The sequence below is a fragment of the Caballeronia eucalypticola genome (assembly GCF_047608185.1).
In the GTDB taxonomy this organism is placed as follows: Bacteria; Pseudomonadota; Gammaproteobacteria; order Burkholderiales; family Burkholderiaceae; genus Caballeronia.
Genome location: NZ_JBLKRU010000006.1, coordinates 143,927 through 166,145 on the forward strand (window position 1 = coordinate 143,927; position 22,219 = coordinate 166,145).

Annotated in this window: 14 protein-coding genes and 1 pseudogene; 6 read left to right on the forward strand and 9 right to left on the reverse strand. The window is 59.2% G+C overall.

The window, feature by feature from the left end; translation table 11 throughout:
- The first annotated feature begins 193 nt into the window (after positions 1–193).
- The 3 genes from mutL (at position 194) to ACMX25_RS09890 (ending at position 4,844) form a co-directional block, all read left to right on the forward strand.
- A complete protein-coding gene (mutL, locus tag ACMX25_RS09880) occupies positions 194–2,194 on the forward strand; it encodes a DNA mismatch repair endonuclease MutL (protein ID WP_414949679.1) in 2,001 nt (666 codons plus the stop codon).
- Positions 2,191–3,129, forward strand: coding sequence for a tRNA (adenosine(37)-N6)-dimethylallyltransferase MiaA (miaA, locus tag ACMX25_RS09885; protein WP_414949552.1), 939 nt, complete (start codon positions 2,191–2,193; stop codon positions 3,127–3,129). The genes mutL and miaA overlap by 4 nt, the downstream gene beginning before the upstream one ends.
- Positions 3,130–3,821: 692 nt before the next feature.
- Positions 3,822–4,844, forward strand: coding sequence for a MerR family transcriptional regulator (locus tag ACMX25_RS09890; RefSeq protein ID WP_414949553.1), 1,023 nt, complete (start codon positions 3,822–3,824; stop codon positions 4,842–4,844).
- Positions 4,845–5,597: 753 nt separating this feature from the next.
- Here ACMX25_RS09890 and ACMX25_RS09895 read toward each other — a convergent pair.
- Positions 5,598–5,834 (reverse strand): hypothetical protein, encoded by a 237-nt coding sequence (locus ACMX25_RS09895; RefSeq protein ID WP_414949555.1) that lies wholly within the window; start codon positions 5,832–5,834, stop codon positions 5,598–5,600.
- Between the two features lie 126 nt (positions 5,835–5,960).
- Complete coding sequence (locus ACMX25_RS09900; protein ID WP_414949556.1) at positions 5,961–6,194, reverse strand: DUF6566 family protein; 234 nt, start codon at positions 6,192–6,194, stop codon at positions 5,961–5,963.
- Positions 6,195–7,230: 1,036 nt separating this feature from the next.
- Here ACMX25_RS09900 and otsA point away from each other — a divergent pair.
- Positions 7,231–8,649, forward strand: a complete 1,419-nt coding sequence (gene otsA / locus ACMX25_RS09905; RefSeq protein WP_414949557.1) for an alpha,alpha-trehalose-phosphate synthase (UDP-forming) — start codon at positions 7,231–7,233, stop codon at positions 8,647–8,649.
- A gap of 504 nt (positions 8,650–9,153) precedes the next feature.
- Positions 9,154–11,346: a GAF domain-containing protein gene (locus tag ACMX25_RS09910; protein ID WP_414949558.1), complete on the forward strand. Its 2,193-nt coding sequence runs from the start codon at positions 9,154–9,156 to the stop codon at positions 11,344–11,346.
- Positions 11,347–11,987: 641 nt separating this feature from the next.
- On the opposite strand, the pseudogene ACMX25_RS09915 reads toward ACMX25_RS09910, so the two are convergent.
- Both ACMX25_RS09915 and ACMX25_RS09920 read right to left on the reverse strand, forming a co-directional pair.
- A pseudogene (locus ACMX25_RS09915) lies at positions 11,988–13,004 on the reverse strand (IS91 family transposase); the annotation flags it as partial.
- An 88-nt stretch (positions 13,005–13,092) separates the two neighbouring features.
- Entirely contained in the window at positions 13,093–13,473 is a 381-nt protein-coding gene (locus ACMX25_RS09920; protein ID WP_414949560.1) for a hypothetical protein, read from the reverse strand.
- 722 nt (positions 13,474–14,195) lie between these two features.
- Here ACMX25_RS09920 and ACMX25_RS09925 point away from each other — a divergent pair.
- Complete coding sequence (locus tag ACMX25_RS09925) at positions 14,196–16,676, forward strand: DEAD/DEAH box helicase (protein ID WP_414949561.1); 2,481 nt, start codon at positions 14,196–14,198, stop codon at positions 16,674–16,676.
- Positions 16,677–17,340: 664 nt separating this feature from the next.
- Here the strand turns inward: ACMX25_RS09925 and pyrF are convergent.
- The 5 genes from pyrF to araH form a co-directional block, all read right to left on the reverse strand.
- A complete protein-coding gene (gene pyrF / locus ACMX25_RS09930; protein WP_414949562.1) occupies positions 17,341–18,156 on the reverse strand; it encodes an orotidine-5'-phosphate decarboxylase in 816 nt (271 codons plus the stop codon).
- 98 nt (positions 18,157–18,254) lie between these two features.
- Positions 18,255–19,364 carry an aldose 1-epimerase gene (locus ACMX25_RS09935; RefSeq protein ID WP_414949563.1) on the reverse strand — a complete coding sequence of 370 codons (1,110 nt, stop codon included), beginning with the start codon at positions 19,362–19,364 and terminating at the stop codon, positions 18,255–18,257.
- A gap of 153 nt (positions 19,365–19,517) precedes the next feature.
- Positions 19,518–20,396 (reverse strand): SMP-30/gluconolactonase/LRE family protein, encoded by an 879-nt coding sequence (locus tag ACMX25_RS09940; RefSeq protein ID WP_414949564.1) that lies wholly within the window; start codon positions 20,394–20,396, stop codon positions 19,518–19,520.
- Complete coding sequence (locus tag ACMX25_RS09945) at positions 20,393–21,184, reverse strand: SDR family NAD(P)-dependent oxidoreductase (RefSeq protein WP_414949565.1); 792 nt, start codon at positions 21,182–21,184, stop codon at positions 20,393–20,395. Before ACMX25_RS09945 ends, ACMX25_RS09940 begins: the two co-directional genes overlap by 4 nt.
- 17 nt (positions 21,185–21,201) lie before the next feature.
- Entirely contained in the window at positions 21,202–22,194 is a 993-nt protein-coding gene (gene araH / locus ACMX25_RS09950; RefSeq protein ID WP_414949566.1) for an L-arabinose ABC transporter permease AraH, read from the reverse strand.
- Between the last annotated feature and the right edge of the window lie 25 nt (positions 22,195–22,219).

Consider the following 22,219-nt stretch of genomic DNA (forward strand, 5'->3'; position numbering starts at 1 on the left):
GCCATGATACCGAACTCGACGCCCGAAAATTCGCGAAGCGCGGTCTCATTGGCGGGTTTTCACGCCAATCGGCCGGTTTGCGCCGCTCCGGAACGCGTAGACCAGCTCGCCGTTCGATGACTCCGGCGAACGCGTAGTGGCAGACCGGACGGCGGCGAAATCGTTCACGGGCGTGAAGCTTTATAATTTCGGCATGCCCGATCTCATCGATTCATCCGACACGATTTCCGATTCCCCCGCCGCCGGGCGCTTGCCGCGCGCCTCGCGCGCCATACAGCCACTGCCCGACCAGCTGATCAGCCAGATCGCGGCGGGCGAGGTGGTGGAACGGCCGGCGTCCGTGGTCAAGGAATTGCTCGAAAACGCGCTGGATGCCGGCGCGTCGAGCTTGCGAATCACGCTCGACGAAGGCGGCGTGAAACGCATCATGATCGTCGATGATGGCTGCGGCATTCCCCCCGCCGAGCTTTCCTTGGCTTTGTTGCGCCACGCCACCAGCAAGATCCGCTCGCTCGCCGAGCTGGAAGCGGTGGCGTCGCTCGGGTTTCGCGGCGAGGCGTTGGCGTCGATTGCGTCGGTGGCGGAGCTTTTCATCACCAGCCGGACGGCGACTTGCGCGCATGCTACGAAGATCGATGCCCAGACGGGCGCTATTTCGCCGGCGGCCGGAACAATCGGCACCACAATGGAAGTGCGCGAGTTGTACTTCAACACGCCCGCGCGCCGCAAATTCCTGAAAAGCGAGCAGACCGAACTCGGACATTGCCTCGAAGTGATCCGGCGAGTGGCGCTGGCGAGGCCTGACATCGCGATATCGGTGATCCATAACGGCAAAGCCGTCGAGCACTGGAACGCGTCGGACCCGTCCACGCGCGTCGCAAAAATTCTCGGCGATGTCTTTGCCACCGCGCATCTGCCGCTCGATGAACGTGCCGGACCATTGGCCGTGTATGGCTGCGCCGGCCTGCCGACCGCGAGCCGCGGCCGCGCCGACCAGCAATACTTCTTCGTCAACGGACGTTTCGTGCGCGACAAGCTGCTGACGCACGCCGTGCGCGCCGCGTATGAGGACGTGCTGCATGGCAATCGGTATCCGTCGTACGTGCTGTTCCTCGATTTGCCGCCGGAATCCGTCGATGTGAATGTGCATCCATCGAAGATCGAAGTGCGTTTCCGCGATTCACGCTCGATTCACCAATACGTGTTCCATGCGGTGCAACGGGCGTTGGCGCGTAACGCGGGGGCATCGCCGGAAACGACGGCCGGCGGTCACGCCGCGCAGCTGGAGCCGACGGGAATCGCGTCTTTTACCGCCCGGCCTTACGCGGGCGCGGGTTTCGGTGGTACGCCGAGCGGTGACCCAACGCCCGGCCAGAGAAACGACACCGGTACAAACTGGCTGCGGCAATCGCGGATGACGCAAGGCAATCTGCCGGTTGCACAGCCGCTCGCGCTGTACGACGCGCTGTTCGGACGCCGCGATGTCAACGCCGGCACGCCGCAGGGCGCAACGCTTGCCGGCAGCGTAACGACAGACACCGACTCTCCGACTCAGCCCAGCGCTCCGCTTTACGCCTCGATGCCGGGCGCATCGGATATGGCTGCCGATGAGCAGCCGTTGGGCTTCGCGCTCGGCCAGATTCACGGCATCTATGTGCTCGCGCAGAATGCGCAGGGTTTGATCATCGTGGACATGCACGCGGCCCACGAGCGCATCCTCTACGAGCAGTTCAAGAACTCGCTGGCCGACCGCGCAATCGCGGTTCAACCGTTGCTGATTCCGGTGACGATGACCGTCGATGCCGTCGAAATGGGCGTGGTCGAGGAAGAACGTGAAGTGCTCGACGCGCTGGGATTTGATCTGGCGATTTTGTCGCCCGGCTCGATCGCAATCCGCGCAGTCCCTGCGCTGCTCAAAGATGCCGATTTGCAATCCCTCGCGCGTGCGGTGATTTCGGATCTGCAGGCTTATGGCGGTTCGCGCGTGTTGACCGAGCGCCAGCATGAATTGCTCGGCACGCTCGCCTGCCATCACGCAGTGCGGGCAAACCGGCGGCTGACGCTGGACGAAATGAACGGCCTGCTGCGCCAGATGGAAGCTACCGAGCGCGGCGACCAGTGCAACCACGGCCGCCCGACCTGGTTTCAGCTGACGCTCGGCGATCTCGATCGACTTTTCATGCGCGGCCAATGAGCGCGCGGCGAATTGCTTGTTTGCTTGGGCCGACGGCATCGGGAAAAACGGCTGCGGCTTTAGCGTTCGCACAGCGCAGGCCGGTGGAAATCATCAGCGTGGATTCGGCGCTGGTTTATCGCGGCATGGATATAGGCACGGCTAAACCGACTGCGGAAGAACGCGCGCTGGCGCCGCATCATCTAATCGATATCATCGATCCGGCTGAATCGTATTCAGCTGCTCAATTCCGCAATGATGCGTTGAAGCTGGTGGCAGAGATTAAAGCACGTGGACGGATTCCGTTATTGGTCGGCGGAACCATGTTGTATTACATGGCTTTGACGCGTGGATTAAATGATTTACCGGAAGCGAATCCGGAAATGCGCGCGGCACTCGATGAAGAAGCAGCGCGTGATGGCTGGCCGGCCTTGCATGCGCGACTGGCTGCAATTGATCCGGATACTGCGGCGCGACTCGCACCCAACGATTCGCAGCGAATCCAGCGTGCGCTGGAAGTGTTCATGCTGACGGGCAGAACTTTATCCGTAATATTGAAAGACCCGAAAAGGAGTCAGGAAAGCGAACCTGAGTTTGTTCCGATTTCGCTGGAGCCATCGGATAGAAGCGTGTTGCATCGTAGGATAGAAAAGCGCTTCGACGATATGTTGAAAGCGGGCCTGATAGAAGAAGTCGAGGCGTTACGCGCGCGAGGTGATTTAACGCCGGCCATGCCATCGATGCGCTGTGTGGGATACCGGCAAGTCTGGGAATATCTGGACCGGACCATTGACTACGCGACCATGCGCGATAAAGGCGTGTTCGCGACGCGTCAGTTGTGCAAACGCCAGCTGACGTGGCTGAGAAGCATTGAGAATCGAAGGATTATGGATTGCGCCCGCGACGATGCGATGGAAATGACGGTGGACGAGATTGAGCGGGTCGTTTGTATTTAGCGCGGGGTAAGCGAATACGAGATGGCGTGATACTAGTCGACGCACTTCGTGCGACGCGTATCGGCCACAAACGGTCATTCGACATGGTCGCCCAGATCGCCGACAATCCCGTTCATCGCCTTCACCGATACCGACCGATTACCCCACTAAACGTAGCAACAATACCGACGGAATGTTCTTCTGTGGCATGTGATCGATGTGCGGACCTCTGCGTTCGCTACGCAGTTAGGCTTCCTCGCGAGCTACGCAAAGCGATACAAATCGCCGCGGAAAACATCGCCGACAAAACACTCGTAGAGGTGCTTCCCAATAGCCCTTGGGTCTCCGTCTCGTTTGACGAACTCGCGAAAGGCGCAAGATGGGACGACTACGCTGAGTACCATTTTCGCTGCCTACATTGCGAGGAGAGGTTCTGGTTGCACGCGGAAACCTACCACGGCAGTGGCGGATACTGGGAACCGAAAGACCCAAAATCGATACGTGAAAACGTCACCAACTGGCCATATGCTTCCAGTCGCGACCGTGCGACATCGGCCAGGAACGGTCCTTCGCCGATGCCGGCTGGATCGTCAACAATCGCGATATCGTTAATAACTTGCCGAGAGCCCTCAGCGACGTTCTAAAATCCCCGTTGACCCGGCCCTTGGGGTCACCCTCATGCTGACTGCTGGTCAACAACAAAGAGGTGACTTATGAGTTCTTCCGCCAGATGTATGAACGCGTCAGAGGCTGCCGGACGTCTAGGTGTATCGATCAAAGCCCTACGGCTATATGAGCAGCAAGGATTAGTAACTCCCGGCCGTACGGCTGCAGGATACCGAGCGTATGGGCCCACCGATATGGTTCGTGCTGCCGAGGTTGTGGCCCTGCGCGCACTAGGTCTCAGCCTTGCCCAGGTTACGCGAGCGTTAGATGGTGATTCTCGAAGTTTGGGAGCAGGCTTAGCTGCGCACGAAGCCACACTTGATGATGAAATCCATGACCTTGTCCGTAAGCTGGACAAGGTCCGGAGCATCCGGTCCGATCTTGCGCGAGGTCAGATGCCAGGCGACGGTGAACTAGCACGCCTGCTCGATAGGGCAAAGCACTGCGTGGCATTCGAACTCCCGTGGCCATGGGGTGGTGAATGGTTTGAACTTCGTGATGTCCGCCCATTGAATTACATCATTGGTTCGCTGGGCAGTGGGAAGACTAGGCTGGCCGGTCGCCTGGCAGAAACTTTGCCTAACGCAGCGTTCCTGGGTTTGGACCGGCTGGAAAATGGCGGCGCTTCGGCTATTAACTTGCTGAACGCTGATCCGGCTCTCAAGTCACGCGTCAATCAGGCATTGGGGTGGCTCGCCGACGAGGGCGCAACAACATCCGAAGCCCTAACCGCGTTGCTCGTCGGTTTGGAAACTGAAGGCTCTGATGTCCTGGTCGTGGATATGATCGAACAGGATCTCGGACAGGCAACGCAGGAGGCATTGATCAACTATCTGCGCCACCGAGCAAAAACCGGCGGTCGGCCTCTCTTTCTGCTGACGCGCTCTTCAGCAATCCTGGATTTGGCGGCAGTTGGAGCTGAAGAGGCCATCATTCTTTGCCCGGCAAATCACAGTCCACCCGTCCGGGTAGCACCTTACCCCGGCGCGCCGGGTTACGAGGCAGTTGCAACCTGCCTGGCATCACCCGACGTACGAGCACGGATCGCATGTCGCCCTGAAACAAGTTAATCTTTGCCTCCTGACGTCAGAGGAGCGGCGAAGCGGCGGTGATCGGTCGCCGTTCGACAGGGGCGGAGGATACTGACCTCCGCCCCTGTCGCCTCCGCGAGAACAAAGAGGAACGTCAATCAGTGACCGCTTACGGCCATAGTGACCTGCCTCCTGCCCTGGCCCAACTTAAGCATTTTGTGATCGAGACTGCGACGTGAAATCTCGACGCGTGAAACACGCTCAAGACAGCCCTGAGGGTGGGCTTGGAACGTGAGCTCAAATGTCCTTTGCGGAGCGAGCTGGCCGGGCGATTGTGGGTCGACTTCTGCCGAAACGTGACAGGCAAAAGCCGGCCTGTTGCAGTCATTCGACATCTGTACCTGGATCGGTGACAATCCGGGCTGCCGATTATGAGGAAGCTAACAAGATTGCGACGGATGACCCGACCGTGAAGTCGCGGCTCTTGAACGTTGAAGTGAAGATGTTCTGGGTACCGTTCCACGCGTAGGCAGTGGCGCCGGCGAGGCAGACGATAGCAAGCTGGTGGAGCCCTTCGGGCAGCAATGCCCTTTGGGCTTAAGGAGCATCGCACAGGTGACTATCCGCATGCCGATTGGCAAGAAATTGGGAAGCCGACACCCCGACTATATGTCCGCTTCCGCGATTGGCGAAGCACTTTGTCGGGTCGATTTTTGCCAATCGTCGGTAGTCGACACCGGCCCCTATATTCGTTATCGGTCTTGCCAGACGAGACGCTCGAACCGTTTCCCCTTAAATCTGATCGAGCGCCAAAACCCGTACACGATCGCGCGCATCTGCCAGTGTCTCCAATAGCGCGGCACGGGGCGCAGCCTCGACGTTTTGATTACGTTCAATCTCACACTGTAATGCATCAACTTCAGCGCTCATACGCTCAACCCATTGCGCCGTTTCGTCGCCGTTTAACGTCGCGTTGCTGGTTTGAATCGCTATCCGTGCAGCTAGGTTACTCAACTTGGCTTCATACATGATTGGTATCCTCTTGGGTTGATTTGCATATTGAGTCATGCACACGCGGCAGCAACGAACGTCGCCTGCAGTCACGCGTCCTTCGGACATTCGACATTGCTACGAGGTCCCCTCAGCATCGCTAAATTAGTCACTGGCGCTCTTGTTGTCACGATTCACATACACGAGTCCCTCCGTAATGCCACCCAAGATCGCCTCGGCATCGGTTGGCCACGCTGATTGACCGCTCATTGCCGACCGGACGGGAACATCTGAGCCATCCTTTGCCAGACTGATCGCTGATGACCAGGAGCCTGTGTTGCTTTCTGTGGATTCGACGGTCACGGTGTATTTGCCGTGCAAGAAGGTCTTTTTGCTCATTTATGATCTCCGCGAGGTAGACGATCGAATTCGCTAGCATGCGCCTTTTCTAACAATGTTGTTGCTCGCTGATGGATCCATGATGCATTCGACGATGACACGCATCCGTGACTCGCAAAGCAAAGCCATCGCCTACGACTGGGTCGGTGGGCTCGACGTCACGAGTCGGTTCCAGTTTTCGCTTGGGGAAAGGGAAGGCCGCTGGCTATATGCTTCAGGAGAAGCGAGCCCACGCCACTGGTGCGAAAGTTTCATACGGGTGATAAGCCCTACGATACCGAATCGCGCGCGAGGTTCTTGAAAGCCGGATCGCAAGGCTTTGACGATACATAAAATTACATAAAACGCGCGACATTCATCACTACACCGTCGGCAATGCGGTGTTGTTCTGGGCCTAATGCGTGTCACACCACTTTTCGGCCCAAGAGCGGGCGAATCCTAGAGCCTGTGCCTCACTATCAAAGGATCGAAGGTAGCCTGACTCTATGCCGCTTTCTCCCAAGCCGGGTGACGAAGGTCGCCATATCGTTGCCTGTCCTAAGAAACGTCCGGCGGTTTCGGATGCTAAACATTCGATATTGAAAGAGTTGTATTGGAATTTCACGAATCCTCCTAAGGATAGCGAAATTTCAGTATGCACCAGTTAGTCCGCATCGGCAGAGACCTTGAAAGCCGCATGTGCGCATTCCAGCACGTAGATAGTTTTCACAATTTGCTATGCGCTTCTACCCGAAGTGCAAAACAGATTTGATGCGAAAGAATGCGATAACCCGGTGAAGGGATCCGTTCCGGAAAACACTATTGCGCGTGAAGCGCTCGATCGAAATTCATAATCACCCTACGCAGTTCGGCGTTGCTTCCGCGTGTCGTACATCCATCTGTGATTGTCAAAGGCTGTACCTTGCGAGACGAACGATTTTGCGTCTAAAACTGACAGCAAGGGGCCATGTTACGATCGGTACGCTGAGGCCATGCGGATACTGCCAGCCGAGATACTCGCGCACGATCTGAAGCCATTCATGAATATGGAGAGCTTGTGAGTCGTCTAGTTGTCGTTTCCAATCGTACCGCCGATCCCCGCAAATCTGCAGCCGGAGGGCTAGCTGTAGCGGTGAAGGAAAGCTTGCAGCAGACTGGCGGCCTGTGGTTTGGCTGGAGCGGCAAAATCCGTGACGTAGCGGAGCCCGCCGTTGGGAACCAGGATGTTCGCGTGCAAACGGTCGGAAACGTGACGCTAGCTACGATCGACCTGAGTCAGCGCGACTACGACACTTACTATCTTGGGTACTCCAACGACGTGTTGTGGCCGGTATTTCACTACCGGCTCGATCTAGCCAATTTCGACGTTGACTTTGCCGCCGGGTATCGGCGGGTGAACCAGTTGTTCGCGCAGAAGCTGATGCCACTGCTTAAGCCCGACGATCTCATTTGGGTCCACGATTACCATCTGATTCCCCTTGCGGCCGAGTTGCGAGCCATGGGGTGCACTAACCGGATCGGCTTCTTCCTGCACGTTCCGATGCCTCCGCTGGAAATCATGGCGGCAGTTCCCGAGCATGAATGGTTGATGCGCTCGCTGTTCGCATACGATCTGGTCGGCTTCCAGAGTGAAACCGATGTAACGCACTTCACTCACTACGTCCAATCCGAAGCGCCAGCTGAGCAGTTGAGTCACGATCGTCTTCGCGCTTTCAATCGCACGCTGCGCATCGGCGCCTACCCAATCGGTATTGATGTCGACGAAGTCGTCAACCTAGCCCAGGCAAAAGAGGGACACGACACGTTTGAACGTATGCGGGAAGAATATTCACGGCGGCGTTTGCTGCTAGGCGTTGACCGCCTTGACTATTCGAAAGGACTACCGCAGCGGATCCACGCTTTTCGTGAACTGCTGGCTCAGTATCCGGAGAATCGTAGCAGCGCAACTTTGATCCAGATCGCTTCTCCCAGCCGCGAAGCAGTGGGTGCCTACGACGATTTGCGCCGCCAAATGGACAGTCTGTGCGGTGCGATAAATGGTGACTACGGTGAACTCGACTGGATGCCGGTCCGCTATATCCACCGCAATGTTGCCCGCAAGCGCCTACCGGGGCTTTATCGCGCGAGTCGTGTTGCCTTGGTCACGCCGTTGCGCGACGGGATGAATCTGGTGGCGAAGGAATTCGTTGCTGCGCAGGATCCGACAGATCCCGGCATGTTGGTGCTTTCGCGTTTCGCGGGCGCTGCAGAGCAACTGAAAGAAGCGCTGATGGTCAACCCGTACGACGCACACGGCACAGCGCAAGCCATCCAACGGGCGCTGACGATGCCGCTCGAAGAGCGCATTCGGCGCCACGAAGCGCTTATGAGTCGGATTCGCAAGCAGGATGTCCACTGGTGGAGTTCGAGTTTCCTTCAAGCGCTAAAGCATGTCGAGCAGGATCAAGGGTTAGATCGCAACGCCAGGTCCGGGTAGTTGGTACTCGACACCCACGTCTGAAAGAAAACTGGCTATCAGCTAGACGCGTGCGGCTTAGCTGTTAAGAGTTGACCATCAGCGGTACAAAAAATTAGGCCGGTCCTTCATCGCGTTGAAGTCGGCTACGACCATGCGACGAAGTACGCGCTTGAAGTACTTTTCGAGACTCTGGTCACGGAGATGGCGCCGATCGGCGTGAGTGTGACGGTCGTTGAGCCCGGTGCGTTTAAGACCTGACCGTACGCATTAGGCATGAAACTGAACGTTTGTTGTCGCTTTTGCACACGCCGACCATTGCGTGACATCCGCAGACGCTTGAAACATCTAAAATGAAAGGTTGCTAAGTCGGCTTGTTAAGCAGAGACTCATATCGGGCTCATCCGTACAAAATCGAATAAGCAGTAGCCCTCAATTCACCGCACTCCTCATCGCAATGCCTCAGCAGGGGCATTTGCACCACCGCTCCCATCCCAGTTCCACGCGAGGCCTGACGGCAACGCCATGCAATCAAAGGTCGAAAGCTGCGATCTCGAGCCCATCCATGCTCTCGGCTTGATCCAGGGACACGGCGCGCTGGTGGCATTCGATCGAGCGGGACTGGTAGTCGCTCGTTCCGTCAACGCAACGTCATTACTCGGACTTGTGCCTGACGTAGGCACAAAAACGACCGAGTCGCATTTTGACCCAATTGCGAGAGACGCCATCTTCCGGGGACTCGACAATCCCGAGATAGTCGAAGAAGGCCTGCAATGTTTCGGGCCGGATTACCGTCGTTTTGATCTCGTCATGCATTGGACCGATGGGTTGTTCGTGGTCGAGTGGGAATCAAAACCGCTGAACGCCCCGCCGACGACGCACTACGCCAACCTGGTACACCAAAGCATCCAGCGGCTGCAGCGCAGTGCTGCTTCGTCGCTCGAACAATTGCTGCAGGTGGCGACCGATGCCATTCGATCGCTGACCGGTTTTGATCGTGTCATGGCGTATCGATTTTTGCCTGACGGCAGCGGCAGTGTCAGCGCAGAATCGCGGCGCGCCCAGCTTGCGCCCTATCTTCATCTGCGGTACCCGGCCGGCGATATCCCCGCGCAGGCGCGACGCCTCTATGTGCTCAATCCGATCCGCCACATTGCCGATGTGGAAGACGTCCCGGTGGCGATCGAACCCGCCACCTTGGAAGCGGGCGGTAAGCCGCTCAACTTGACCCATTCGGTGCTGCGCAGCGTCTCGCCGATTCACATCGAATATTTGAAGAATATGGGCGTCACGGCCTCCATGAGCGTTTCTATCATCGTTGATGGCAAACTCTGGGGACTTATTGCCTGCCATCACATGGAGCCGTTGTCGATTTCTCACGCAGTTCGACTGTCGTGTACGGTCCTGGCTCAAGTGCTGTCGATCACCGTAGAGCGCAATGAACTTTCGCAACGGGCGATGGCTGAGAGCCGTATCGAAGATCTCCGTGGTCAGGTCGCGAGCGCGCTGGCATCGGCTGACGACGCGACGGCCGGGTTGCTGGCCGCGAACGAGGCCATGCGCGGATTGATCGGTTGCGATGCGCTGTCGGTGCTCGTAGGCCATCGTGTGGGGTCGTTTCCGGCCAACCTTGATCGCGCGGCCGCGATCAAGGTAGCTGATTACCTGAACGATCATCGTCAGGACTTGCTGGTGACCGACTTCGTTTCGCGCGACGTGCCGGAACTGAGTGGTCTGCATGCCGATATCAACGACGCGCCCGGCATTCTCGCGATCCAGTTAAGCGGCACGCCCGCGATCACGATCATCTGGTGGCGCGCCGAGCTCGTTGAAACTATTCATTGGGCCGGGCAACCGGAGAAGGTCGAGGAGGCCGGTTCAAACCCGCAGCGAATCAGGCCACGCAAATCGTTTGAGACGTGGAAAGAGATTGTGCGCGGCAGCAGCAAAGCCTGGGATGCGACGGACCGGTTTGCGGCTCGCGAACTGAAGGCCATCTTGCAAGAGGTGGCGCTCAATCACATGCAGGCGGCCGAGTACGAGCGGGCTACCTTGCTCGCCATCATGGGACATGATTTGCGCGATCCCCTTCAGGCTATCGATATGGTCGTGACCTTGATGGGACGCGGACTTGTCTCGAATGCGGACGGCGTGAAACGCATCGCATACTCGTCTCAGCGGATGCAGTCGTTGATCGCCTACATCCTGGACGTCAGCCGCTTGCGCACCGGCGTGGGTCTAGCCATGGATATCCGCAAGATCGCGCTCTCGCCGCTCCTGTATGCAACGATCGAACGGGCGCGGGAAGCGCATCCCGGGGTCGAAATGACCGTGGCGATCGACGATCTTGGAGATTGTCTGGTGGATCCGGATCGTCTTGTACAGGGTATATCGAACTTATTGAGCAATGCCCGGCATCATGGCGATATGCGTTATCCAATTGAGATAAACGCGTGGCGGTGTGGAGACCAACGGCGAGTCTCCATCACTAACCGCATTCCGGTCGGCGCGCCGTTTACGCCCGGTGCGATGACAAGTCCCTTCAATGTATCGTCGTCGAGAAACCCCCGGAACAAAACGGGTCTTGGTCTTGGGCTATATATCGCTAATGCCATCACCATCGGACTAGGAGGCGCCTTGGAAGTCGATCGCGTCAATGACGATGCCCGGTTCGTGATCGTACTCAGGGATGACCTGTCAGGTGATACCGTTCGCTGAAAACAGCTAGACAAGAGAGGCGCTCACGCAAGCCGGTCGAACCGAAACGCAAAACTGGCTCGGAACGAGTGTCCGCTTTGTGCTGGTCCACAACCATTTATACCGAGCAGCTTGAGCGGCGGGTTAGGGTCGTTATGCGCCGACCACGTCAGGCGGTATCCGACCACTTTCCGCCGTCCGCGCACGTCGCTGCGCGGAGATTCGAACGTCGCTTGCATCTTCGTCTACGGAAGTTCCGTGCTGGTCGACAGCCGGCGTCGAGCGGCGTTGGTTATTCGTCTCTGTGTGTTTAGGGTTGAAGGATGCCTGCCCTGATCCGCGTGCAAGCGAACTCGCGCAGAAGCCGGCGGGCAGGCGTCTTACAAGCCCCAACGGAGGAAACCGCGGAGTGCTCCGATGTGATCGAAACGTTCACTGCTATGGCGATTTATCAGGGCGGATCGTGCGTGGGATAGATTGAAACGCGGATGACGGTGAATTGAAATCGGCAAGATCGTGGCAGCGACAGTGCAGCGTATCGCTATGTAGAGGGTTTGACGAGCGCCAAACCGCTGGTTTGGTGCGATGCGCGCAAGCGTCTCCTTTAAGCTCTCGTTGCTGAAGAGCCGACAGTCGATCGGTGCGCGCTGACATGATGGCGCTCATGCGTAGGCTCGCTCAACCGGTGGCGCCCGGATAGGTCTGCTACGTTGCAGTATGTCGATGATGATGATCATCGGCGAACCGCAGTGCCGGCAAACAAAGGTTGACGGTACTGCGGCTGTGGCTACGACGTCAGCATTGGTTTCGATAAGGGCAGGCACTACGCCAAGCAACTCGCGTATCTTCGCGAGATTCTCGCGCCGCGAAGGGTTCGCGAGCAGACCGTAATGACGGATGCGGTGGAAGCCGCCCGGCAGCACGTGCAGCAGGAACCGTCGCACGAACTCATCGGCTTCGAGTGTCATGGTCTTGTTGCGTGTGCGTCCATTCACACGGTAGTCCTTCCAACGGAAGGTGACGCCGCGTTCGTCGAGCGCGACCAGGCGTTGGTTGGAGATCGCGACCCGGTGCGTGTAACGTGACAGATAGGCGAGCACCGCTTTGGGTCCCGCAAATGGGCGTTTGGCGTACACCACCCATTCACATGCTCTCATCGGCGCAAGCCATTGTGTGAAGGCTGTGAGCTCGTTGAGCTCGGCGTATTCGCCGAAGAAGCGCAACTGGCCCCGGCGATAGGTGGTCTCCAGTTCTTCGTGGAAGCGTCGGCGAAACAGCCGCGAGAGTACGCGCACTGGAAGGAAGAAGCCTGGCTTGCACGCTACCCACCGGCTTCGGTCCGGCGACAACCCGCCGCCAGGAACGATGCCATGCACATGGGGGTGATGTGTGAGCGCCGAGCCCCAGGTATGCAGGATGAGAGTGGCACCGATCTGTGCCCCGAGATGCTTCGGATCGGCGGCGATGGTGCGCAACGTCTCAGCCGCGATATCGAACAGCAGCCCGTAGATGACGGCCTTGTTGTAATACGCAATTGCGCTGATCGCAGCCGGCAGCGTGAAGACGACGTGGTAGTACTCGATGAGCAGGAGATCTGCCTCACGCGCTTCAAGCCATCGGCGCGCAGCGGTAGCCTGGCACCTTGGACAATGTCTATTGCGACATGTAATGGAGTGCACTCCATGGCCAGTTGCGGACGTTGGCCCGCGCTTTCACTCGGACGTTCGAACGTCGGCTCCGCCCGGACAACGGACCTTCGTGCGCGGATCATGTCAGTCGCGTTGTCGGCCGAGGAGCGTACGGTCGCGCGGTGAACTCATCAGGTGATGCGAACGTCTGCTTCGGCGCAGCGCGCCCAACAGCGAGCCCCAGCAGCACGGCGTAGGCTTGCCCGAGGTCCTGATTGCTAAAGCCACGTGCGACGAAGACGAACATCACCAACCCATGCAGAAGGGCCTGGACCTTCGGGTCGGCAAAGCGCGGTGCCGCAGCACGCTGCCCGTCAACATTGCGCGGACGCTGCAGGTCCTGGAACGCGGCTTCGCCCAATGCGCAGTCGTGGCTGATCTGCTCGATCTCGAGCATGCGCCGATTGGCGGCAAAGCCGATGCTGCGCAACTCGGGCAAGTTGCGCAGCAGTCGTCCCACGATGAAGTCGCGGGTGTCGTTGATGGTGGTCTCGATACGGAGCGCCCGGCCCTCCTCGTGGTACTGACTTCCCGATGCTTGCCACGAAAGTCACGGTCCTGGGCGCCACTGTCGCCGCCGAGGCAAAGCGCTGACCGAGATGGCCGCGCAGGTATCACACCACGCCACCTACACGCTGCAACTGCTGCACGCACACGCCCAGGTACATCCGGTCGCTGCGCCGCTCTAGAGCACGACGTGGTCCCCTAGAACATCGCACACACTCTGTGATAGCGTCATGTCTGGCTCCGGTAGTCCACGGGGTGTTCAGACCCCATTGAGCTTCGAGCTCGTACATTCCTGGGCTTGTCCCAGCTGGCTCGATCGGAGCTGCCCTGCACCCCGAGCGTCACGCAGTCATCAATACCACTCGTGGCTCTGAGGCGGAGCCTCGTTAGATCCTCTATGGACAGGATGCTTTGGCGGTGTGGCGTTAGCGCATGGCAAGTCCAGGACCGACACCGCTGAGCGACATCGGCCAAGCTTGCGTATTTGCACTCATGCAGTGTGGTGACAGTGGCGGGAACTTGCGGCCTAGCGCGGTGGACGGAACGGATAGTCCGGGTCAAAGGTGATGCGTGGAAGCAGAAGGACAAGGTGCTCGAAGAGTTGCGCACCAAGAAATATGCCGGGCTGCGGAGTCGACGAGGCTGGTATCTATCAACCATGATTACGCGGAAGTAATGAAACGCAAGCGCAATGTTGCAAAGACGGCTAAAGCCCCGAAGCTTTCTCGTACCCAAGCCCCGGATCACATGACTCCCGCCGATTGGCAGCGCGCCTTGCGGCGGCAATTTGGGCGCGAGCAGGTGTTCGGGCTGGAGAATCTCGGGACGGAGCCGTTTTTCTCCGAGTTTCGCGTCGGCAATCCGGAGTCGAAATCCAATTATCGTGTAGCGATCCGCGGGACACAGCCGGGCGAGAACTTCTGCGCCTGTCCCGACTATGCGACCAACGAATTGGGTACCTGCAAGCATATCGAATTCACGCTGGCCAGACTGGCAAAAAAACGCGGTGCGAAGGCGGCTTTTGCCCGCGGCTACCAGCCTGCGTTTTCGGAACTGTATCTGCGAAACGACGGTGAGCGAACGATCCATTTCCGCGCCGGTACAGATTGTCCGGCGAAGGTGGCGAAGGCCGCCGCGGTGTTGTTCGACGTATCTCATGATTGGCGGATACCGGAGGTTCGTTTCGACGAACTGGGACGTTTTCTCGCCGACGCGGCGAAGACAGGTCACGAATTGCGCGCTTACGACGACGCGCTCAATTTCGTCGCCGGCCGGAGCGATGCGTCGCGTCGCGCCACGGCGCTGGACGACATGTTCCCGCGTGGCGCTGCCGATCCGCTGCTGAAGAAGCTACTCAAGGTGCCGCTTTATCCCTATCAGGCCGAAGGCGCGTTGTTTGCAGTGCGCGCTGGGCGTGCTTTGATCGGCGACGAAATGGGCTTGGGCAAGACCATTCAGGCGATTGCGGCAGCGGAGATTCTAGCGCGTCATTTCGGGGTGTCGAAGGTACTCGTGGTCTGCCCGACTTCGCTCAAGTATCAGTGGCAGAGCGAAATTCTTCGCTTCTCCGGTCGCGCGTCGCGAGTGGTCGCTGGAAGCCTCGTCCAGAGGCAGAACGAATACGCGGAGGAAGATTTCTGCAAGATCACCAACTACGAGAAGCTGAAATCCGACCTTGACCTGATCTCCGCATGGGCACCGGAACTTGTGATCGTGGACGAAGCGCAGCGCATCAAGAACTGGAACACCATCGCGGCGAAAGCACTCAAGCGCATCGACAGTCCTTATGCCGTTGTGCTGACGGGCACACCACTGGAAAACAAGCTGGAAGAACTCGTTTCCATCGTCCAGTTCGTCGACCAGCATCGCCTCGGACCCACCTGGAAGCTGCTGCATGAGCATCAGGTCAAGGATGAATCCGGACGTGTGACGGGTTACACCAGACTTGAGAAGATCGGCCAGACCCTGGCGCCGATCATGATCCGCCGGCGCAAGTCCGAGGTGCTGCTTCAGTTGCCGAACCGTACCGACCAGAACCTGCTGGTACCGATGACCGAGATGCAGATGGCCCATCACACGGAAAACGCGGACGTCGTGGCCAAAATTGTCCAGCGCTGGCGCAAAACGAAGTTTCTGTCGGACCAGGACCAGCGACGACTCACCTGCGCCATGCAGAACATGCGCATGTCGTGCAACAGCACCTATCTTCTGGACCAGGAAACCGACCATGGCGTCAAGGCTGACGAGTTGGCGGCGTTGTTTGAGGGTCTCTTCGTCCAGCCGGAAGCGAAAGCGGTGGTGTTCAGCCAATGGACGCGGACTCATGAAATCGTCATTCGCCGGCTCAAGAAACTCGGCATCGGTTATGTTAGCTTCCACGGCGGCGTGCCTTCGGAAAGGAGGCCTGCGCTGGTGGAGCGTTTCCGCAACGATCCGGACTGCCGCGTCTTCCTGTCGACGGACGCGGGCAGCACGGGGCTCAACCTGCAACACGCCTCGACGCTCGTGAACATGGATCTGCCGTGGAATCCGGCGGTGCTTGAACAGCGTATCGCGCGTATCCACCGCATGGGGCAGCGGAAGCCCGTACAAATCGTCAACTACGTTTCCAAGGGAACGATCGAGGAGGGCATGCTGTCGGTGCTGTCTTTTAAGCGCTCCCTGTCGGCGGGCATCCTCGACGGCGGCGCAGGCGAGATTTCGCTCGGGGGCTCACGTCTCAACCGCTTCATGAAGGACGTGGAAAACGTCACAGGCCGCATGGGAGAGGGCGAGGCAATGGCCCCTATGGAAGAGGCGGTCAATGTCGCTGCTGCATCCGACGAATTGAAGGAAAACGCGGCAACTGTGGAAACGAACATCGACGATGCCGGGACCCGACCAAAAGCCTCCGTCATCAAAACAGCGCCACAAGACGGGAGTGCCGAGCCCTGGTCCGGGCTGTTGCAGTTCGGCGTGGAACTGGCATCAGCGCTGAGCGCGTCGGACGATGGGGCTACCGCCACCCACCCGTGGGTCGAACGCGACCCAGCCACAGGCGCACGCAGCCTCAAGTTGCCCCTACCACCACCGGACACGGTAAGACGGCTTGCTGATGCACTCGCGGCGATTTCGGACGCTTTGCTTCGCAAGGGTATCGAAGAGGGAAGCAGCTGAGGGCGTCAGATGGAAGGTTTCCTCTTACGGTTGATGACCTACCTGAGCATGCCCAGAAACACGAGTGGCGATTGTTGACGGTAAGATCGACGGTCAAAGGAGATCAGGGCTTTCAAATCCCTTTTGCAGCAATGGGTTGTATGCTCAGAAACTCAGAAACAGTTTAGTGGGGGTAGGGGTCGTAGTCTATCGCTGGCCATCGAAGGCTTGGTCCGGTGGGGTTCCAGTAGCCTGGAATGTGCGCCGCTGGTGCCAGAAATCCTCGCCAGAGCGAAGCTTAAACCTGACAGCGAGTCCTTCTTGTTGAGGCGGCATGAAGTCCTGGAGGATGCGCGTCGTAAATGGCCGGGACCGGCGGTAGCGCTTGGCGTGAAGGAAAAGGCTCAATGGTGGGCGATCGCGATCGTTGCATAGCGGCCAAGATGCGAAGGCCACTTGCCGCTCAACACTTTCGCGGACGTTCCCGTCACGGTGCTGGTCGGCCACCGCCCGCGATTCGCGACCGTCCGCAGCGGCCGATGACTTGACGGGAAGCACGCGTGCACGAATGACCGCTGGACCTCGGAAGCCGCCGTTCACGTCGCGCTGGCTCCAACGGCCGGAGAGGGTCGGTAGCCGCCGGTCGCGATGATTCGAAACCGGCGCTGTTCAGCGTGCGGCAAGATCAACCCACCGCATTAATCGCATCCCGCGTGCGCTTAGCGGCTTCTCTGGCGGCATCGGCAAAATCATCTCCCTTGCCGGCATAGATAATGGCGCGCGACGAGTTGATCAGCATCCCGCCTTTGCCCGACGAATCGCGTCCGGCACGAACCGTCGCTTCAACATCACCGCCTTGAGCGCCAATGCCTGGAATCAAAAGCGGCATATTGCCAACAATTGAACGCACGACCTCAATTTCGCGAGGAAACGTCGCGCCAACCACAAGCCCCAACTGTCCGTTCGCATTCCACTTCTCAGCCGCAAGCCGCGCCACGATCTGATAAACCGGCGTTCCATCGACTTCAAGAAATTGCAGATCCGAGCCACCGGCATTCGACGTGCGGCACAACACGATCACACCCTTTCCATCATGTTCCAAGTACGGCTGAACCGAATCGAACCCCATGTACGGATTGACGGTAACGGCATCGGCTTTATATCGACCAAACGCTTCAATGGCGTATTGCTCGCCGGTGCTGCCGATATCGCCGCGTTTGGCGTCCAGGATCACCGGCAATCCCGGATGCCTGGCATGGATATGCTCGATCAACTGCTCAAGCTGATCTTCCGCCCGATGCGCGGAGAAATACGCAATCTGCGGTTTGAACGAACAGGCATAAGGCGCCGTCGCGTCGACAATGTCGCGGCAAAATTCGAAGATTGAATCAGCACGCCCCTTCAACGCACCCGGAAACTTTGAAGGCTCCGGGTCGAGCCCGACACAAAGCAGGGACTGGGTCCGCGACCACGCGGCATTGAGCGATTCGATGAAAGACATGGGCATCCGGGGCGAGAAAGCTAAAGAAGACTAACAAGCGATCCCGCATTTTAACGCGCTGCGGCCTCGTTCCTTCACGCGCAGCGATCCGCTAATCGCTACCGCGCCGCCACCGCCGTCTTGCGCGCCTTCTGCCCTGCAGGCTGCTTCGGCCGTCCACGCCGCTTCGCTTCCCCCGACCGTTCAACCGTAAAGCTGAACTCGCGGGTCAGGCGCTCGCCCGGCGCCAGCACCGTCATGCCGTGAGCCGCACCGCCACCGGGAAGATTCACCGCATTGATCGGGTGATCGACGGGTTCAAAGCAGAAGAAATTCTGACCAGCCGGCGCGTAGAGCACGTAGTAGTCGGTATCGGCGCAAATGGTCAGCGACAAGCGCCGCTTCGGCCACATCACGCTCGTACGCCCGCTCCACCCGGTGAACGCGTTGTTCACCATGGCGGCGGGCATGGGGTAAGCCACGCCGAATTGCCACGCGGGCGGCGCCGGAACGTGACGGATCGGCAGGAAATCGTCGCCGCAAAGCCACAAGCCATCGGCCGCGGCGGACAACTCGGTATCGGCTTCGCGCGTGATGAACGGATGCAATCCAAGCCCGAACGGCAACGCATCGCGCCCCGTATTCTCGACAGAAAGCGTCACCACCAAGGTTGACGTTTCGAGCATGAACGACTGGCTCGCCGTGTACGAATAGGGCGAGCCATTGCGACGATCGAGCGTCAGCCGCACATGCGTGGAGCTCTCGGAGGCCACGTCCCACGCGCCCAGCCAGCCATCGCCATGAAGCGGCAGCGGCTCGCCGGGCCGATTGCACGGCACATCGACACCGCGGCCGAGAAACTGGAACCGCCCGCCACCGATGCGATTCGAATACGGCAAAAGCGGATAACACGCGAGTTCATTCGGATCGGTGGCCGCGCTCGGTGCGAGGCACGGCCGGAAGATGGGCACAAGCGCGCCATCGCTGCGCCAGTCGAAGCGTGTGATGCCGCCGCCGAGCGCCGGCGCGACATCGAGACGTAGTTGTGCGTTAGCGAGCGTGATGCAACCGTTGACGCCCGCGCCACCCATCGCGACGACCGACGTGGCGGGTCCCGGGCGAATAGGCGGCTCGGTTGCGGCCGCGAGCTTCGACCGGCGGCTGGGCACGGCTGGCCGGGACGACGCTGGCGGTGGCGTGGAGCTTCCTGCTGGGCGGGCAACGGTCATGGTGGCTGACTCCGAACGAGAGGCGATCAATCCCGTGGTCCTGGTCTGAGGCGCCAGCGTGCCCGGGATGCTGCGGGCAGCGCGTCATGCGCGCCGCCTTATATTTCTGCTGCGGCTCTGCGGCGCAACGCGTATAGCGCACGCCGCATCCGCTCAATGCGTGTGGTTATGCCCGCGAAACACCGGCTCGGCGATACCCGTTGCCGACGGTGTCGCAACAAATATCCCACCCGCGTGCGGATCGACCTGTAACGCGTCCGAATCTAATCCGACCCGCGCACTCGTGATGTATGCGGTGTCGAGTTGCGCGCCACCGAACGCGACGCAGCTCGGCTGCGCCGTCGGCACGTCGATACGCGCTGTCTCGCGGCCATCGGCGTCATAACGCACTACACGCCTGCCGCCCCACTGAGCGTTCCACAGGCCGCCATCGCTATCGACGGCAGACCCGTCCGGCTCACCGGTCGCATCCGTCAACTCGACAAACACGCGCTGGGCGCCAAACGAATCGTAGTCACATACGCGAATCACGCGCTCCGGCGAATCGCAGAAATACATGCGCGATCCGTCCGGGCTGAACGCGATGCTGTTCGAAATCGCGCACTCGCCAAGCGGCAAGCGCTCGAGCGACAAATCCAGGTTAAATCGATAAAACCCGCCAATCTTCTCCGCCTTCGCCACGTCGTGTTTCGTCCCGAACACAAAGCGGCCCTGGCGATCGCATTTGCCGTCGTTGATGCGCGTCGGCAGATCGGCTTCCACCGGCATGATCGTTTCGATCGCGCCAGTCTTCAGGTTAAAAAACGCCAAACGCGAAGCCAGGCCGAGCAATAGCACGTCAGCATCGGCGCATAACGCGAAGCATGCAAGCCGTTCCGGCATGTCGAACGAAACGATGCTGGCATCGCGGGGATCGTAGCGCCACAGGCGCTCGCCTTCAATATCCGTCCAGTAGAAGCGCCCGGTTTCAGCGCACCACGTCGCGCCTTCACCCAGCGCGCACTGACTGTCGACCAGCAGGTCCGCTTTCATGCCCAGCCTCCGTCGATGACCACTTCCTGCGCGGTCATCATGCTGCTGTCCTCCGATGCCAGGAACAACGCCGCGCGCGCGAGATCCACGGGCAGCAATTCGGCATCAATGCACTGACCGTCCTTGATCGCGCGGCGGCCGGCGTCGTCAAGCCACAGACGGCGTTGCTTGTCGGTCATCACCCAGCCCGGCACGAGCGTGTTCACCCGGATATTGAACGGTCCGAGATCGCGCGCGAGGCCATTCGTCATACCTTGAATGGCGGCCTTCGCCGTGGTGTAGACCGGGAAATTGCCTTGTTTAAGCATCCAGCTAATTGAGCCGAGATTCACGATCGAGCCGCCGCCAAGCTGCTTCATATCGTCGATAACCGCCTGCGCCGCGAAAAACTGATGACGCAGATTCACCGCGATACCCGCGTCGTAGGACTCGGGTGTCACATCCTCGATCTTGTGGCGCTTGTCGTTCGCCGCGTTGTTCACGAGCACGCCGATAAGCCCCAGCGTGCTGCGAACATCGGCAATGCCCTTGCGCAACGCATCGATATTCGTAAGATCGACGCGCAGGAACATGGGCCGGAACTGACCATCGGCCAGATCCGCGCCGAGCTGATCGGCGAGCGCCTCGCCGGCGTCCGTATCGATATCGAAGAACGCGACTTTCGCGCCCTGATCGAAGAAATGCTCGACGAACGCCGCGCCAATGCCCGTCGCGCCGCCGGTGATCAGCACGACTTTTCCGGCAAGGCTCGGATAGCGCGCGAGGTTTTTATCGACTGAACTGGCCATCTGTTTCAACCCCACAATTAGTCTCGTGAGCCACGGTTCTTCAACTGGTCGAGCAGCACTGCGGCAAGCAGGATCGCGCCGCGCACGAGATACTGGTAGAACGCGTCGATGTTCATCAGGTTCATCACGTTCTCGACCGTACCCATGATCAGCACGCCGATCACCACGCCCGAGATGGTCGCGCGGCCACCCAGCAGCGACACGCCGCCGAGCACGCACGCCGAGATCACGTTGAGCTCGAAGCCGTCGGCGGCGTTCGGTTGACCCGACGTAATACGCGACGCCAGGATCACCCCGGCGAGCGCTGCAACCGCGCCCTGGATCAGGAAAATCCAGACACGCGTGCGTTCTACATTAATACCTGCCAAACGTGACGCTTCCGCGTTACCGCCGATCGCGAGCGTATTCCGTCCGTACACGGTCTGATTCAGCAGCACGCCGAACACGATAAAGCACGCGAGCGTCACCCAGATCGGCAGCGAGACGCCGAACATGGTCAAGCCGCCGAGCGCGATAAACGTGTCCGACGACACGCCCACCGCTTGCCCGTGCGAGACGATAAACCCAAGGCCGCGCACGACTTCCATCGTAGCCAGCGTAGTAATCAGCGCGTTGATCCGCAAGTACGCAATGACCGCGCCGTTCACGAAACCGATAGCCGAACCCGCCGCCACCGCGGCGATAATCGCGATGAACGTATTACCTGTTGCGTTCAACACCATCGCGCAGAGCACGCCGGCGAACGCCACCGTGGACCCGACTGACAAGTCGAAATCGCGCGAGGCGAGGCAGAACATCATCGTGCAAGCGACCATGCCGATCTGCGAAATTGACAGGGCCAGGCCGAGCATGTTCTCGATCGAGAAGAAGTGATCGACCGTGAGCGACATTGTGATGAACATCAAGACGAAGATCACGACGAGACTGTATTCAGTGATCTGCTGCCACCACCGCTGCTTGTCGTTTTTCGCTGGCACCAGCGCGTTGGTAATGTTTTCCCTGACTTCCATGATGTCCTCCATCTCCACTTTTTTG

Bases quoted from the DNA above. Each gene is read 5' to 3' on its own strand.
- mutL (WP_414949679.1), top strand. From the start codon at position 194: ATGCCCGATCTCATCGATTCATCCGACACGATTTCCGATTCCCCCGCC.
- pyrF (WP_414949562.1), bottom strand. From the start codon at position 18,156: ATGTCTTTCATCGAATCGCTCAATGCCGCGTGGTCGCGGACCCAGTCC.
- araH (WP_414949566.1), bottom strand. From the start codon at position 22,194: ATGGAAGTCAGGGAAAACATTACCAACGCGCTGGTGCCAGCGAAAAAC.
- ACMX25_RS09895 (WP_414949555.1), bottom strand. From the start codon at position 5,834: ATGTATGAAGCCAAGTTGAGTAACCTAGCTGCACGGATAGCGATTCAA.
- ACMX25_RS09945 (WP_414949565.1), bottom strand. From the start codon at position 21,184: ATGGCCAGTTCAGTCGATAAAAACCTCGCGCGCTATCCGAGCCTTGCC.
- miaA (WP_414949552.1), top strand. From the start codon at position 2,191: ATGAGCGCGCGGCGAATTGCTTGTTTGCTTGGGCCGACGGCATCGGGA.
- ACMX25_RS09940 (WP_414949564.1), bottom strand. From the start codon at position 20,396: ATGAAAGCGGACCTGCTGGTCGACAGTCAGTGCGCGCTGGGTGAAGGC.
- ACMX25_RS09890 (WP_414949553.1), top strand. From the start codon at position 3,822: ATGAGTTCTTCCGCCAGATGTATGAACGCGTCAGAGGCTGCCGGACGT.
- ACMX25_RS09900 (WP_414949556.1), bottom strand. From the start codon at position 6,194: ATGAGCAAAAAGACCTTCTTGCACGGCAAATACACCGTGACCGTCGAA.
- ACMX25_RS09925 (WP_414949561.1), top strand. From the start codon at position 14,196: ATGAAACGCAAGCGCAATGTTGCAAAGACGGCTAAAGCCCCGAAGCTT.
- ACMX25_RS09910 (WP_414949558.1), top strand. From the start codon at position 9,154: ATGCAATCAAAGGTCGAAAGCTGCGATCTCGAGCCCATCCATGCTCTC.
- ACMX25_RS09935 (WP_414949563.1), bottom strand. From the start codon at position 19,364: ATGACCGTTGCCCGCCCAGCAGGAAGCTCCACGCCACCGCCAGCGTCG.